13 protein-coding genes are annotated in these 13,548 nt (G+C 69.7%); 5 read left to right on the top strand and 8 right to left on the bottom strand.

Annotated features, from left to right (window positions below; all coding sequences use genetic code 11):
- Positions 1–4 precede the first annotated feature (4 nt).
- The gene (locus IPK71_14355) at positions 5–2,230 is read right to left on the bottom strand and encodes a peptidylprolyl isomerase (GenBank protein MBK8214916.1); all 2,226 of its coding nucleotides are present in this window, start codon (positions 2,228–2,230) and stop codon (positions 5–7) included.
- On the bottom strand, positions 2,227–2,739 hold the full coding sequence (locus tag IPK71_14350) for a YdcF family protein (protein ID MBK8214915.1): 513 nt from the start codon (positions 2,737–2,739) through the stop codon (positions 2,227–2,229). Before IPK71_14350 ends, IPK71_14355 begins: the two co-directional genes overlap by 4 nt.
- Positions 2,740–2,940: 201 nt before the next feature.
- Here IPK71_14350 and IPK71_14345 point away from each other — a divergent pair, with 201 nt between their 5' ends.
- Both IPK71_14345 and IPK71_14340 read left to right on the top strand, forming a co-directional pair.
- Positions 2,941–3,783: an MBL fold metallo-hydrolase gene (locus IPK71_14345; protein MBK8214914.1), complete on the top strand. Its 843-nt coding sequence runs from the start codon at positions 2,941–2,943 to the stop codon at positions 3,781–3,783.
- Positions 3,783–4,343: a hypothetical protein gene (locus IPK71_14340; protein ID MBK8214913.1), complete on the top strand. Its 561-nt coding sequence runs from the start codon at positions 3,783–3,785 to the stop codon at positions 4,341–4,343. Before IPK71_14345 ends, IPK71_14340 begins: the two co-directional genes overlap by 1 nt.
- Positions 4,344–4,346: 3 nt before the next feature.
- Here IPK71_14340 and IPK71_14335 read toward each other — a convergent pair whose 3' ends face one another.
- Positions 4,347–5,198, bottom strand: coding sequence for a CDP-alcohol phosphatidyltransferase family protein (locus IPK71_14335; GenBank protein ID MBK8214912.1), 852 nt, complete (start codon positions 5,196–5,198; stop codon positions 4,347–4,349).
- A gap of 43 nt (positions 5,199–5,241) precedes the next feature.
- A complete protein-coding gene (locus tag IPK71_14330; GenBank protein ID MBK8214911.1) occupies positions 5,242–6,414 on the bottom strand; it encodes a radical SAM protein in 1,173 nt (390 codons plus the stop codon).
- 324 nt (positions 6,415–6,738) lie between these two features.
- On the opposite strand from IPK71_14330, the gene IPK71_14325 reads away from it, so the two are divergent.
- Both IPK71_14325 and IPK71_14320 read left to right on the top strand, forming a co-directional pair.
- Positions 6,739–7,056, top strand: a complete 318-nt coding sequence (locus tag IPK71_14325; GenBank protein ID MBK8214910.1) for a cytochrome c — start codon at positions 6,739–6,741, stop codon at positions 7,054–7,056.
- An 83-nt stretch (positions 7,057–7,139) separates the two neighbouring features.
- The gene (locus IPK71_14320; protein ID MBK8214909.1) at positions 7,140–8,045 is read left to right on the top strand and encodes a hypothetical protein; all 906 of its coding nucleotides are present in this window, start codon (positions 7,140–7,142) and stop codon (positions 8,043–8,045) included.
- 73 nt (positions 8,046–8,118) lie between these two features.
- Here IPK71_14320 and IPK71_14315 read toward each other — a convergent pair whose 3' ends face one another.
- A complete protein-coding gene (locus IPK71_14315; protein MBK8214908.1) occupies positions 8,119–9,705 on the bottom strand; it encodes a hypothetical protein in 1,587 nt (528 codons plus the stop codon).
- Positions 9,706–9,813: 108 nt separating this feature from the next.
- Between IPK71_14315 and IPK71_14310 the strand changes: the two genes are divergently transcribed.
- Positions 9,814–10,665 carry a hypothetical protein gene (locus tag IPK71_14310; GenBank protein MBK8214907.1) on the top strand — a complete coding sequence of 284 codons (852 nt, stop codon included), beginning with the start codon at positions 9,814–9,816 and terminating at the stop codon, positions 10,663–10,665.
- A 48-nt stretch (positions 10,666–10,713) separates the two neighbouring features.
- Here IPK71_14310 and IPK71_14305 read toward each other — a convergent pair whose 3' ends face one another.
- The 3 genes from IPK71_14305 to IPK71_14295 are packed head-to-tail and all read right to left on the bottom strand — an operon-like array spanning position 10,714 to position 13,327.
- The gene (locus IPK71_14305) at positions 10,714–11,049 is read right to left on the bottom strand and encodes a PilZ domain-containing protein (protein MBK8214906.1); all 336 of its coding nucleotides are present in this window, start codon (positions 11,047–11,049) and stop codon (positions 10,714–10,716) included.
- 9 nt (positions 11,050–11,058) lie between these two features.
- Entirely contained in the window at positions 11,059–12,603 is a 1,545-nt protein-coding gene (locus IPK71_14300) for an Rne/Rng family ribonuclease (protein ID MBK8214905.1), read from the bottom strand.
- Positions 12,515–13,327, bottom strand: a complete 813-nt coding sequence (locus tag IPK71_14295) for a hypothetical protein (protein ID MBK8214904.1) — start codon at positions 13,325–13,327, stop codon at positions 12,515–12,517. The genes IPK71_14300 and IPK71_14295 overlap by 89 nt, the downstream gene beginning before the upstream one ends.
- Positions 13,328–13,548 lie beyond the last annotated feature (221 nt).

Genomic DNA, 13,548 nt, shown 5'->3' with positions numbered 1-13,548 from the left:
GCGGCTACTTCGGCGCGTCGACGACCACGTCGGTGACGACGTCGCCTTCTTTGATCTTGTCGAAGTCGCCTTCGGCGCGCCCGAGCCTCGTGTACTCGCCGTCGAGGTGGGGCGTGCGAGAGAGCGTGACGAAGACCTGGCTCGAGCCCGTGTCGCGCCCCGCGAGGGCCATGCCTACGTCTCCCGCGGCGAACGGCACGGGGGACGTCTCGCAGCGGAGAGGTTTACCCGAGCCGCCGTACCCGTCGCCGTCCGGATCACCGAGCTGGAGGACGAACCCGGGCACGACCCGATGAACGACGATGCCCTTGTAGAAGCCGGCGCGCGCGAGGGCCGTGACCCGCGCGACCGTGACGGGGGAGAGCTCGGGCTCGAGCCTCAGAGAGAGCGTGGCCGTGGGCAGCGTGAGCCGCACGACGACGGCCTCGGGCGACGAGCCGACCTCGGAGGCAGGGCTCGTCTTTTCGCCGGCTTCGCACGTGGCGGTTTGCCCGAGTGTCTTGAGGGCTCTCTGCGCGCGCTCGCGCACCGTGACGTTCTCGTCGGTGCACGCCTTCTGGGCGAGGGCCTTGGCCGAAGGGAGGCCGAGCGCGACCGCCGCGTCGAGGAGGGAGAGGCGCGTCTCGAACCTGTCGGGAGGCCACGACCGGGCGAGCGCGGCCTCGAGGGCCTTGCCGATCGCCGGCGCGAGCTCCTTCTCCGGGTTCGCCGTGGGCGGAGGCGCACGCGGATCCAGCGCCGCGCGCTTCTCTTTGGCCGAGAGCACGAGGAGGCGCTCCGGGTGCGACGACGCGGCGTCGGCCGCGGTCGCCACGAGGCCGCCCTTGTCGGAGGCGAGGGCCTCGGCGACGACCTGGTGGGCCGCGTCGCCGAGCTCGGGGTGAGCCGCGAGCGACTCGACGGCGAGCTCGCGGATGCGAACGTGCTTCGAGGCCGCGAGGGCCAAAAAAGCGGTCTTTCGTGGCCCGGTGAGCGGCCTCCGCGCGAGGGCTCGGAGGCGCGCCCGTTCGAACGCGAAGGAGCCCTCGGGCGCACACTGGGTGAGAAGCTCGGTGTCGAACGCGCCCTTCGCGAGCGCGAGCGCGGCGGCGCATCGGACGTCCTCGAGGCGCGCCGCGAGCCCGGGAGGTTGTGCCGTTCCGGGCGGAGGAGCGAGCCTCGCAGCGAGCATGAGCACGGCCTCGGCGCGCTTCGGTGGGTCGTCGCCGAGGGCGTCGATCAAGGTCGACACGACGCCGAACATGGGCCCGACGAGGGACTCGAGAAAGAGCGGGTCGCGGTCGGGCACCATCTTCACGAGCGCCTCGGCGGCGGCCGCGCGCCCCACATCTCCGAGGAGACCCAGCGCCCGCGCGGCCTCGGCCCGCTCCGCACCGGTGTATCCTTTGTCGGCCACGACGACGCCCGAGAGGTCGGAGGCCGCGTCTTTTCCGAGCTTCCCGAGCGACTTGATCGCGAGGATCCGATGGTCCGAAGGGCGCGAGAGCTCGGCGCGGGCGGCCGACAGCACCGTCGGCGCGTTCGAGAGATCGGGCACGACACGCGCGAGCGGGTGGAACACGGCCGACATGCCCGGGCGCGACGCGGCTTGGGCGAGCGCGGTCACGGTCTCGGGGCGCAGGCTCTTGCGCTTCACGGCGAGATCTCCGAGCCCGAACGCCGCCGCGACGGAGAGCTCGTCGTCCCCCTTGAGCCAGCCGGAGAGCACGTCCTCGGCGAGCGGCGTCGCACATTTTCCTACAGCACGCGCCAGCGCCAGCGCCGGGGAAAATGGCCCTCGTGCGTCGCTCGCGGGGGTCGCCGAGGGTCGGCTCGCCGCGCGCGCGACGAGCGCCTTCACGTGAGGTTCTTCGCGCCCCTTGCATGCGAAGCCGAGGCCGTACGCCGCCCAGGTGACGACCTCGGCGTCGTCGTCCACGAGGAGCGCCAGCAGCGCGGTCGCCGCCGCTCCGTCACCGATGCGGGCCAACGCGCGCGCCGCACGACGACGCTCGACCACGTTTCGGCTCGTACGCGAAGAGGCGGGCACGTCGGCCGAACGGCGGGTGTCCTCGGCGCGGGCGATGACCGATGGCTCGACGGTGCTCGAGGCCGACGACGTGGGCGCGCCTCCCTCCGAGCCCGCGTCTGTGGAGGGCTGGGCCTTGTGGCACGCGGCCGCGACGAGCAGCAGACCGAGCGCCACGGGAACACGGGCGCGCCACGAAGGAAGGGCGGGCGTCTCTCTCACCGCGCGACCTCGTCGAGCAGGGTCGCCGTGAGCTCGCGGGCGGTGCGCACCCACGCGACGAGGCCAGGGAAACGGTCGGGCAACGGGGCCTGCGCCGGAGCCTCGACGACGGTGAGCCCGGCCGCGGCGAAGTGCGCACGCGCGCGCGGCATGTGCCAAGCGCACGTCACGAGCACGACGGTCCCGCGGGACTCACCGGCCGCTCCACGCCGACAGGTCAGAGCGGCGACGTACCGCGCGTTGTCGATCGTGGTCATGGAGCATCGCTCCCGCACGATGTGCCTCTCGGGCACACCGAGCCGTACGAGGGCGGCGGCGAAGGCATCGGCCTCGACGAAACCGTCCCACGCCCTGCCCCCCGAACAGACGACACGCACGGCGCCCGAGAGCCCACGAACGACCTCGACGGCCTTCGCGACGCGCCGCGCCGCCGCACCCGAGAGGTGCCCCGTCGGGCCGACTTTGCAGCCGAGCACGACGACGGTCGTCATCCGTTCCGGGTCACCCATGCGAGGCCGTGACCATACCCGGGACTTCGGCTCCGCCCAAGGGTGGAGCGACCCATCCGGCCAGGCTTTCGAGCGGGTGTGACGAAACCGGGCGACCCCGACCTTGCGCCGCCGAGAGGTCCATTGACGCCGGAATCCTCCTGGCCGTAGAACCCAAAGGGGCAGGGCATCATCCGAGGGCCCGACGAGGTGAAGACGAGCATGAAGGTCACCTTTTGGGGAGTACGAGGCAGCATTCCGGCCCCTGGCCCGGACACCGTCGAGTTCGGCGGGAACACGAGCTGCCTCGAGGTTCGTGCCGGCGACGCCCTGCTCATCTTCGAGGGTGGCACGGGGCTTCGCCTCCTCGGCAAGAAGCTCGTGCGCGAGATGCCGATCGCGGCGCACATCTTCTTCAGCCACGTGCACTGGGACCACATCCAGGGGTTTCCGTTCTTCGATCCGGCGTTCGTCCCCGGGAACAAGATCGACCTCTACGGCGGGAACAACGTCTCGCGGACGCTCGAGGAGACGCTCGCCGGGCAGATGGACCACCCGAGCTTCCCCGTCCACCTGACCGAGATGGGCGCGGCGATGACCTTCCACGATCTCTACGAGGGCCAGTCGGTCCAGATCGACTCGGGAGACGGTGAGGTCGCCACGGTGACGACCGCGCGCGGCAACCACCCGAACGGCGTGTGGGCGTTCCGCATCGACCACAAAGAGTCGAGCGTGGTCTTCGCGACCGACACCGAGCACTACGCCATCGTCGATCCGAAGCTGCTCCGGCTCTCCAAGGGCGCCGACGTGCTCATCTACGACGCGCAGTACACCCCCGAAGAGTACGCGGGCACCGCCGGGCGCGGCGGGCCGAAGGTCGGCTGGGGGCACAGCACCTTCGCCGCCGCGGCCGACCTCGCCAACGCCGCGGGCGTGAAGGAGCTCCTCTTGTTCCATCACGACCCGATGCAGACCGACGCGCAGGTGCGGGAAAAAGAGCGCCGCGCGAAGGAGCTCTTCCCGGCGACCCGCGCGGCGTACGAAGGCCTCACGATCGAGCTCTGATGCGCCTCGGGCTCGTGTACCTCCCCGCCGCCGCGGCGAGCGACGCCATGGTCTCGTTCGCGCACGATCTCGTCGTGGGCCGCGAGGCACGGATGGTCGTGGGAGAGAACGCGCTGCCGCACCTCACGCTGCTCCACGTCGAGACCGACGCCTCCCCTGCCCTCTTGTTCGAGGCCGCGAAGGCCAAGCTCCCTCCGCGCCTTCGGTTCGACGTGGTGTCCCTCGGGCTCCTTCGCTACGACACCCCGTACAACGCCGAGCCGGCCCCACCGGCGACGATGGCTTGGCTCCTCGTGCCGAACACCGAGGCCCTCCGCGCGGCCGAGCGTGCGTCGCTCACGTTGCCGGGCTTCCGGGACGCCGAGGTGACGACCGGGAACCGCGACGCGTTCGTGCCGCATCTCACGATCGCCATGTGGGAAGGTCACCTCCCTCCGACCACCTTCGACCCGACCCGAGACGACGTCTTCACGAAGGGCATCGAGGGCGCGCTCGCGCTCGGCGCCATCGGGAAAAATGGGACGTTCGAGCGTGTGCTCGCCGGCGGTTGGCCGGCCTGACGGTCAACGCGCATCGACCTTCTGCAGCTCACGACGGAGCCAGAGGGCCGCGGCGTTGCCGAGCGTGAGGCGCACCCAGACGTAGAGCTCGACCCGATCGAGCACCGTGGCGGCGAAGAGGAGGGCGACGTGCGTGGACGGGCCGAGGTACGCCCAAGCGCGCGCGACCTCGGCGAAGCGCTCGTGCGCGGCGGCGTCGAGGGGGCCCTTCTGGGCGTCGTCGCGCGACGGTGAGGCGAGGGCCGCCTGCACCTTCAAGAAGACCGCGTACACCTCGAGGAGCGCGACGTCGACGAGGGGGCCCCCTTCGGCCTTCGTTCGTTCGAGCTCGGCCAACGTCTCCTCGAGGTCGTCGCCCTCGCGGTAGGCGTGGCGCACACGCGAGAGGTAACGGTTCTTGGCGTGATCGAAGAGCGTGCCCTGCGCGACGATCGAGGCCATCCCCGCGACGCCGAGCCACGCCCCGCGAGGGCCGAGCTTGCGCGAGAGGGCGCGTGAGATCGCGACGCCCGTCGCCACGCCTGTGACGTAGTCGCTCGCGCCGTCGAGGATGCGCCCGGTGCGCGACGAGGTTCCACGCGCCCGCGCGAGCTGACCGTCGGCGCAGTCGAGGACGCCGTACGCGAGGCCGAGGAAGGCCCCCAAGACACGCGCGTCGCGCCGCTCGCTCGCGGAGAGCGCCGCACCCGCGAGCCCCGTGACGATGCTCGCGACCGTGACCTGGTTCGGCGTGACGCTCGTGGGCAAGAGCGCCTTCACGAGCGCGAACGCCGCGGGCCGAAAGAAGAGGAGATCGAGCGGCGTCTCGACCGCCTGCGGCTTCAGCGTGTCTTCGTAGCGCACCTCGGCCGTCATGTTTCCTCAGCAAAAAGACGAACGAATACGGACAATTGCGAACCTACCGATGCGCCGAGCACGCGCCGCACAAGGCGCAGCCGGAGCGGGTCTTCGCGCCGTCGAGGGTGCGGCGTTTCATCTGGGCCAACGTCTCGTCGAAGACCGCGAGCACCTCGGAGAGAGGTGGCGTGGGCACGTCGGCGAGGGAGGTGCCCGGGAGGGGACGGAACACGACAGGGAGCGGGATGGCGCCCACGTCGGCCACGGCGCGCACGGCCGCGAGCGTGGCCTCGACGGGCTCGAGGCCGATGATGATCTGGCTGCTCACTTGGTCGGGGCCGAGGATCTTCGCGGCGTACCCGAGCGCGTCGAGGTAGCGCTGGCGCGTGATCGCGGCCTTGCCCGGCATGACGCGGCGGCGCACGTCCTCGTCCCAGAGCTCGAGGTTCATCAGGATCGAGGCGAGGCCCGCGTCTTTCAGGCGATCGAGCCAGTCGTCGGTGTCGGGCGCGGCCATCTCGACGCACACGGGGATGTCGACCATGGCCTTGAGCTTCGCGATGCCCTCGGCCTTGTGTTTGGCCGATTTGTCGGGGAAGAGGCGCGTGCCGCCGCCCAAGGTGATCTCGGCGTCGGCGTTCTCTTCGAGGGCGACCTTGCAGACCTCGGCGATGATGGAGACGTCGCGCCACTTCGATTTCTGATCGACCTTCATCGCGCAGAACTGGCACATCATGTCGCCCTGCCAGTAGTCGCAGCCACCTTGGTAGAGCGCCGAGTAGAGGCTCGTGTCGCAGTGCGCGGAGACGACGAGGCTCATCGGGGTGCCGTCGTCGCAGGTGCGCTCGTACCATTTGGGCCACGCGAACGGCACGGCCTCGCAGAGCTCTCCGTCGGCGTCGTGGATGCGGTAGGTGCCGCCTTCGCCGCGACGCAGCTCGAGGGAGCTCTTCTTCACAAACGGCTCGTGCACCGGCGCGTTGACCGCGGTCGAGGCATCTCCGTCGACGAGGCGAAAAAAGCGCCCCTGCGAGAGCCCGGCGCGTTTGTGCCGGTAGTGGTGCTCGTGCGAGAGCTCGCGCCAAAGGTCGTCGTCGATGCGGAGCCCTTCGCAGAAGATGCGGGCCTTCAGCGCCACGAGGCGCGAGGTGATGTCGGCCGACGCAGGGCGCGGACCGAACGGCGCGAACGACGCCATCTCGGGGGCCTTCGGCGCGTTCTCAGGACGCAACATGGGGAGACGTCGTGCTCCCGTCGGGCTCGTGCTCATGCGGTTCCCTCCACACCCTCGCGACGCCCCTCTCGACGAAGCGCGGGCACGTCGCGAGCGTACGCGCGCTCCGGCGAGCTCTGCAAGGCGCCGCACTTGCCGATGTGGGGGAACGTGGGACCCAAAGCTCGAGAGAGGCCGCGTCTGCACAGATGCGCGGGGCGCTCACGCTCGTGAACCAGACGGACACGAGCCACGACACACGCAGGGGCAGCGGGCCACTTGTGCCTTGCCGTCGGGCGCGAGCCTGGCTATCCGAGACGTCACTCCGTACTTCTCGAGGTCCTCATGCGCACCTTCTGGCTCGTCTCCGCTCCCGTTCTCGCCGCCGCCGTCGTGGCCTGTTCGTCGTCCGATCCGCGCGCCGACACGATCGCCAAGCTCACGGGAGACGCAGCCGCCGGCAAGGCGACCTACACGTCCCAGTGCGCGAGCTGCCACGGCGCCGACGCCAAGAGCGGCACGACCGCCAAGAACATCACGGGCGAAAGCAACGCCGAGGCCTACGCCCAGATCCTCGCGGGCGGCGGGGGCATGCCCGCCTTCAGCTCGCTCTCGGACCAGCAAATCGCCAACGTGTGGGCCTACGTGCTCACGCTCAAGTAGACGAGGTTGCGGGCGTTTTCGGAATCGACGCCGAGGGGTCGTTTTCTTCGACGGGAGCGCGCCGTCGGCGCCAAGCTAGGGTCATGGGGAATCCTCTCGTTCGCGCGGCGACGTGGATCGTCTTCTTCGGCGTCTCCGCCTGCGGGGTCACGGAGGCCCCCGGTTCGGTCTGGGTCGATCGCGCGGAGCCGTCGCCACCTTCCGCGTCGGCCCCCTCCGGCCCCCCGATCCAGGAGCCCGCGCCCCCTCCCTTGGGGACGTGCTCGCTCACCGTCGACGGGAAGGACGTCCCGTCCCGAGGCGCGTCGGCGCTCCTCGGGTTCTCGGATTCTTCTGCCCCCACGCTCTCGGTCGCATGCTCGACGTTCGCGGTCGAGGTCGCCGCGAGCGACGGACCGGGTCGCACGTCGGGGACGGCCCGCTACGAGGACGAGCGGGGTCGGGGCTTCCATTCACGGGAGCCGAGCTGCCCGGTGACGTTCGAGCGCCTCGCGATCCGCGATCGCGGCGGCCTCCGCGCGACCTTTCGGTGCGAGGTCGTGAGCGACGGCCTACCGCGCGCGACCCAGGAGGCGCACGTCATCGCGGGGACGATAGACCTCCCCGCGAAACCGGACTTCCCCGCACGCATCGACGTCCCCTCGCCGACGTGCCACTTCGCGATCGCGGGGGCCCTCACGCTCGAGGGCTCCGGGACCGGCTCGAACCTCGGATGCTCTTCGAGCTCGAACGTCACCTCGGTGGCCATCCCCACCGACACGAGCGCAGCGCCGACCTCCGTCACCGTACGAGGCACCTTCTGCCCGACGTGCTCGACCGAGCTGCTCGGCGTCTGTACGACGGCGACGCGCGAGAGCTCCCGCGATGGAACGGCTCGCCGCTCGGGCCAATACTTCGCGGACGTCGTGTGCCCGCGCGTTTCGTACCCCCTCGGGGGCGAGTCGAGCGTGAGCGCGCAGATCGAGGGCACCATCGTCACGCCGAGGTGAGGCCGGTACCTCACGCCAGAGGACGCCGCAGTCCGAGCGGAGGTACGTTCACGCGAGAGATCGGCGGGCCGGCTCACTCCTGCGCGCAGGCCTCGGCGCATGCAGACTGCACACATCGAGCGACCGGCTCCGAAGCCGAGGTCTCGCGCTCGCAGGTCTTCTGGCACGCGAAGAGCGGGACCGAGCAACCGACCTGCGCCTTGCCGCAATAGAAGCCATCGGACGACGGGGGCTCCGGCTCCCGAAGGCACGACACCTGCTCGTCGCACGGTCGGCACCTCGCACACAGGGCCGCGGACCGCGGGACCGACGTCCCTGTGGCCGAGCACAAGAGGCCGCAGGCGCCCACCAAACACGCATCGCACGCGGCGCGATCGCGAACGCGCGGCAAGAGGACGTCCACGGCAGGACCGCAGCGTGCGTCTTTGCATCGATCGACGCTCGTGTCGAAGGGGAGCCTCCCCGGCAGCCTCGTGTAGCTCGTGATGTGGGCGTCGAAGCAGTCGGACGCGAGCACGATGTCGACCGCGCCGAAGTCCATGGCGTCGAGGACGTTCACGCCTCGCAGATCGCGGCCGGAGACCTGAAGGAGATGCGCGGGCAGGCGCACCCTCGAGCTCCCTCCGCCCACGTCCACCGATCCCAGGGGCTCGCGGAGCGCGGCGAACGCGGCGCGCACGAGCGCGTCGTTCGCGGCAGAGAGGGCCGACGCCGTGGGGTCGCTCGCCTCGAGGGTCGCCCGCGCCTCGACCAAGGTGGGTCCTCCGCCCGGCGGGAGCACCACCTCGATCGACTCGTGCGACGCGAAGAGCGCCACGTAGCGGGGCGCGACGACGTCCGTGGTCGCTTCGTCGTGGGTGGTGACCTCGAAGCGGACGGCCGTCCCCGTGGAGCCGAGGCCGACGAGCCCCTCGACCGTGGAGGCTTGGTGGTAGGGCGAGCTTATTGGAGATGGGGCGCCGAAGACTTGCGACTCGGCGAGGATCCGCCCGATGGCGCCTGCCGCGGCCAACGCCGCTTCGACGGAGGCCGCGCGTGGGATGGCCGACACCCCTTCGCGACGAGCTTCGGCCGCCGACTGGAGGGCCGTCTCGATCCGGCGGATCTCGGTCATTCGCCGCGCCAGGCCCGCAGCGAGATGAGACTCGAGCGAGAAGGACGGATCCTCGAGCGCCCCCCGAATGACCTCGAGCTCCTGGGGTGTTGCGACGCGGAGCTTCGCGAGGACCGGCGCAGCTCGAAGCTCCGCTGCGTCGAGGAGCGCTCTCGTCTCTGCCCAAGCCCGGTACGCGAGTGCCCCGAGCACACGCGCTTCACGCTCCGAGACGAGGCTCCCCGAAGCGACGTTCGCCCGCGCGACATCCATCACGGCCGCGACGCTCGCGAGCCAAGCTACGTCGGCGCGTACGAGGAATGGCCAGTTGCCCGTCCCCAACGGCTCGGGGTACGGCCGGGGGTACTGCGCGGTGAGGTCCTTGGCCCGACCGAAGAGGTAGACCTCCTCGGAGAAGAGGCGCGCAGCGAACGCCCCCTGCGCAGCGAGGCGGGGTGCGGAGAGGACCGGCCTCGGAGGGATGGGCGGCGCCGCCGCATCGGACGTGCAGCCCACGAAAACGAGGAGCGGCCCCACGGCGGCCGCAACGCACGAAAAACGCTTCATCGTTCCACCTCAAGTCAAGCTACGGTGCGGGGTTAACCACAATCGATATTCTACGATCATTTTGTCTCATTTCATGGCAAAAATCATCGCGCGATGCGACACTAGGGCGTGCGTTTCGCTCTCGTCACCCTCGTGTGGATCGCGTCGGGATGCACGGGCGGGCCCTCTGCGAGCGCGGGCGACGCGGGTCCTTCGGACGCGGGGGCGCGGCGCGATTCCCCCGACGCCAACGAAGAGGGGCCCATCCCGCCCGCGCCAGAGACACCGGGCTGCGCCATGACGATCGACGGGGACCGCTCCCTCGGCACGGCGAACGTGGCAAGCCTCGGGGTCTCGCTGGACGGGCCATCGCTACGCCTCGTCTGCGCGGAGATCGATCTCGAGATTTCACGGCCGAAGAGCGGAGCGGTCCAGATAGGGACCGCGAATTTCTCCCGACACGGCGCGGAGTACCGCGGCCCGTGCGCCGTCCGGCTCGACAAGCTCGCCGTGCGCGACCGCGGAGGGCTCGCCGCACGGGTGCGCTGCGACCTGCCTCTCGCACGTGTGCTCCAAGCGAGCTCGATGGTCCATCCGCCGACGCGCAGGGTCGAAGGGTACGTCGTCATGCCCAAGGCGAACGCGCTCGCTCCGACGCTCGCGGAGGGCGGCAACTACTTTTGCACCTACGAGACGACCGGCGAATACAGCCTGACGGGGCGGGGACACTCGGTCGCCACCCGCTGCGGAGATGCCTCCTTCGGCCTCGACACCGACGTGCCCTACGCGGCGGTCTACGGCAGCTTCTGTCCTTCGTGCACGACGTACTACGAAGGCTCGTGCACGCGCACGAACGTCGTCCTGAAGGACGAGGCGGCGAAGGTCGTAGCCTCCGACGTGATGTGCGACTTCAGCCACGAGCTCGCGGGGGAGCTCCACGTAACGGCCCACCTCGAAGGGCCGATCGTCACCACTCCCTAGCCCACGCAGACCGGTCCCAGGGCGTTTTGCCTGTCGAGCCCCGCGCCGCTACTTGATGCCGCGCGTGAGGAGCTTGTCGATGAGGTTCTTCGAGTAGCCGGAGAGCTCGCGGAAGACGACGCCCATGCCGTCCTTCTCGAGGCGGACGACCTCGCCCTCGCCTTGGATCGTCTCGATGTCGTCCATGATGACGGTGAAGTGGAGGTTCACCTTCGTGCCGATGGGCAGGGGCTTCTGGGCGCGAATGAAGACGCCGGTGCGCGAGATGTTCGTCACGTACTCTTGGATGAACGAGTCGAACGACTCGAACTCCTTGTTGATGGTGACGCGCTCGTTCTCGCGCTTGTCGTCGTCACGGGCCTCAGGGGCGTTCTTCTCGGTCACGAAGGCACCTCACTTGCCGGCGATATCGAATTGCTCGAGGTGGTACTCCTTGCGGGGCACGACCAATATCTTGCGCATGAAGCGGTTCTCGGCCTCGGCCACGGCCTCTTTTTCGGAGCCGTTGAGCACGTCGGCCACGGCAGGATGGGCGTTGACCACCACCGAATACCCGGGGAGATCCCGGTGCTTACGGCGGACTTCGCGGATGATCTCGTAGGCGATCGTCTCTTTGCTTTGGAGCTGACCGGTGCCGTCGCAGTAGAAACACGGCTCGTGCAAGAGGCGCCCGAGGGACTCGCGCGTACGCTTGCGGGTCATCTCGATGAGGCCAAGCTCCGAGATGCGGTTGAGCGTGGTCTTGGCCTTGTCCTTCTGGAGGAGATCCTCGAGGGTGCGGCGCACCTTCTCGCGGTTCTGCGACTTCTCCATGTCGATCAAGTCGAGGATGATGAGGCCACCGATGTTGCGGAAGCGGAGCTGGTAGGCGATCTCGTTGACGGCCTCGAGGTTCGTCTTGAGGATCGTCTCCTCCATGTCCTTCGAGCCCTTGCCCACGAAGCGACCGGTGTTGACGTCGATCGCGGTGAGCGCCTCGGCCTGATCGATGATGAGGTAGCCACCCGAGGGCAGCGGCACCTTGCGGGAGAGGGCGCGGCCGATCTCGTCCGAGATGCCGTACGCGTCGAAGATGGGCTCCTCTTCGTCGTAGTAGAGGACGTCTTTGACGCGGTCGGGGGCGAACATCTCGACGAAGCGGCAGAGGCGCTCGTACTGGTAACGATCGTCGACGACCACCTGCTCCACCTCGTCGGTGAAGAGGTCCCGGGCGACCTTGAGCACGAGATCGAGCTCGCTCATGAGGAGGTTCGGGGCCTTGCCCGCGGTCTCCTTCTTCTTGGCGATCTCACCCCAGAGGCGGACGAGGTAGCCCACGTCTTGTTTGAGCTGCTTCTTCGTGAGGCCCTCGGCCACCGTGCGCACGATGAGGCCGCCGCTCGGGGGCTTCATGCCCTCGATGGCCTCGCGGAGGCGCGCGCGCTCTTTCTCGGAGCCGATGCGCTTCGAGATGCCGATGTGCTCGACCGTGGGCAGGTAGACGACGTAGCGGCCAGGGAGCGAGATGTGGCTCGAGCAGCGCGCGCCCTTCGTGCCGATCGGGTCTTTGGTGACCTGAACGATGATCTCTTGGCCTTCGCGCACGACCTCGCGGATGGGCGTGGTCTTCGAGATGCGGCCAGGCGCGTTTTTGTCGATGCGCTCGCCACGATCGCCACCGCGACCGCCGCGCGACTTGCCACGATCGCCGCCGCGATCGCCGCCGCTGCGCTCACCGCCCCCACGCTCGTTCGTGCGGCCACGCGCGCGCCCACGGCGACGGCGCCCACGGTCACGGTCGGCGGCTCGCGCCGGAGTGGGCGCGCGAGGGACGGGCTCGCCGGGATCACTCACGGTGAACCCGGGCAGGTCACCGGCGAAGTCGTCGTCGCCGTCGTCGCTCTTTTCGGCGTCCGTGGCGTCGTCGTCGTCGTCGTCGCTCGTCGTCGTCGTCGTCACTCGGGGAAGGCGCGCCCTTGCCCACGGCGACGTCGGCCTCGGGTGTGACGAGCGTGGCGCGAGCGTGGACGTCGACGCCCGACTCTTCGGCCTCGGGGATCGCGTGCGCAGAGCCCTCACCACGCGGCTCGGTGAGCACCGCGTCGCTGTCGGGCGATTCGGGGAGGAGCTCTCGCGAAGACTCGCCCGCGACGCCGGGGGCCGAAGCCTCGACGATGAGGGGAGCCGACTCGTCGCCCAGGTCGGGAGCCGAGGGGAGCTCGAGCTGCGAGGCGAGCGCCGGGAGAACGGCGGGACGGCCCACGTCCCCGAGATCGGGTGCGGACTCGTCGGCGCGCGGGGGAGCTTCGGGAGACACCGCCGTGACGGGCGCGCGCTCGAGCTCCGCGGGGGCCTCGGCGGCCTCGGGCTCGTCGGCCTCGTCCTCGGAGACGCGCGTCTCTTCGCGGGCGTGTTTTCGACCGCCAGCGAGATAGGCGTCGAAGTCGTCCGGGCGGATGAGGTCTTCGACGTGGAGGAACGACGCGCGCTCCTGGCCGATGTCGATGAAGGCGGCTTGGAGACCGGGGAGCACGCGCGTGACCTTGCCGAGGTACACGTTGCCGACCGTGCTGGCGGCGGAGCCTTTTCGTTCGATGTGGAGCTCTGCGATGATGCCGTCTTCGATGAGGGCCGCCCGCGTCTCGCGGACGTCGCAGCTTACGACGAGGATATTCTTGGCCATGGGAGGGACGCTCGGTTCGATACGAGCGCCGCGGCTGAGCGGCGAGACTTCGTCGGGGGAATCGGGTGAGCGCCGAGAGCCTGCATTCCTTCGCGCGCGCTGTCTTCTTGCGCGGACACGTCGCCCGAGCTCGCCGTTCGGCGAGGTGGGCGCGCCGCCGGCATGGGCCGCGGCGAGGTGTGGAGGACGGTGAGCTGACCCATTCGTTCGAGAGGTCCCGA

It is taken from the genome of Myxococcales bacterium, assembly GCA_016712525.1.
In the GTDB taxonomy this organism is placed as follows: Bacteria; Myxococcota_A; Polyangia; order Polyangiales; family Polyangiaceae; genus JAAFHV01.
This window is presented reverse-complemented; position numbering and strand designations above follow the sequence as displayed.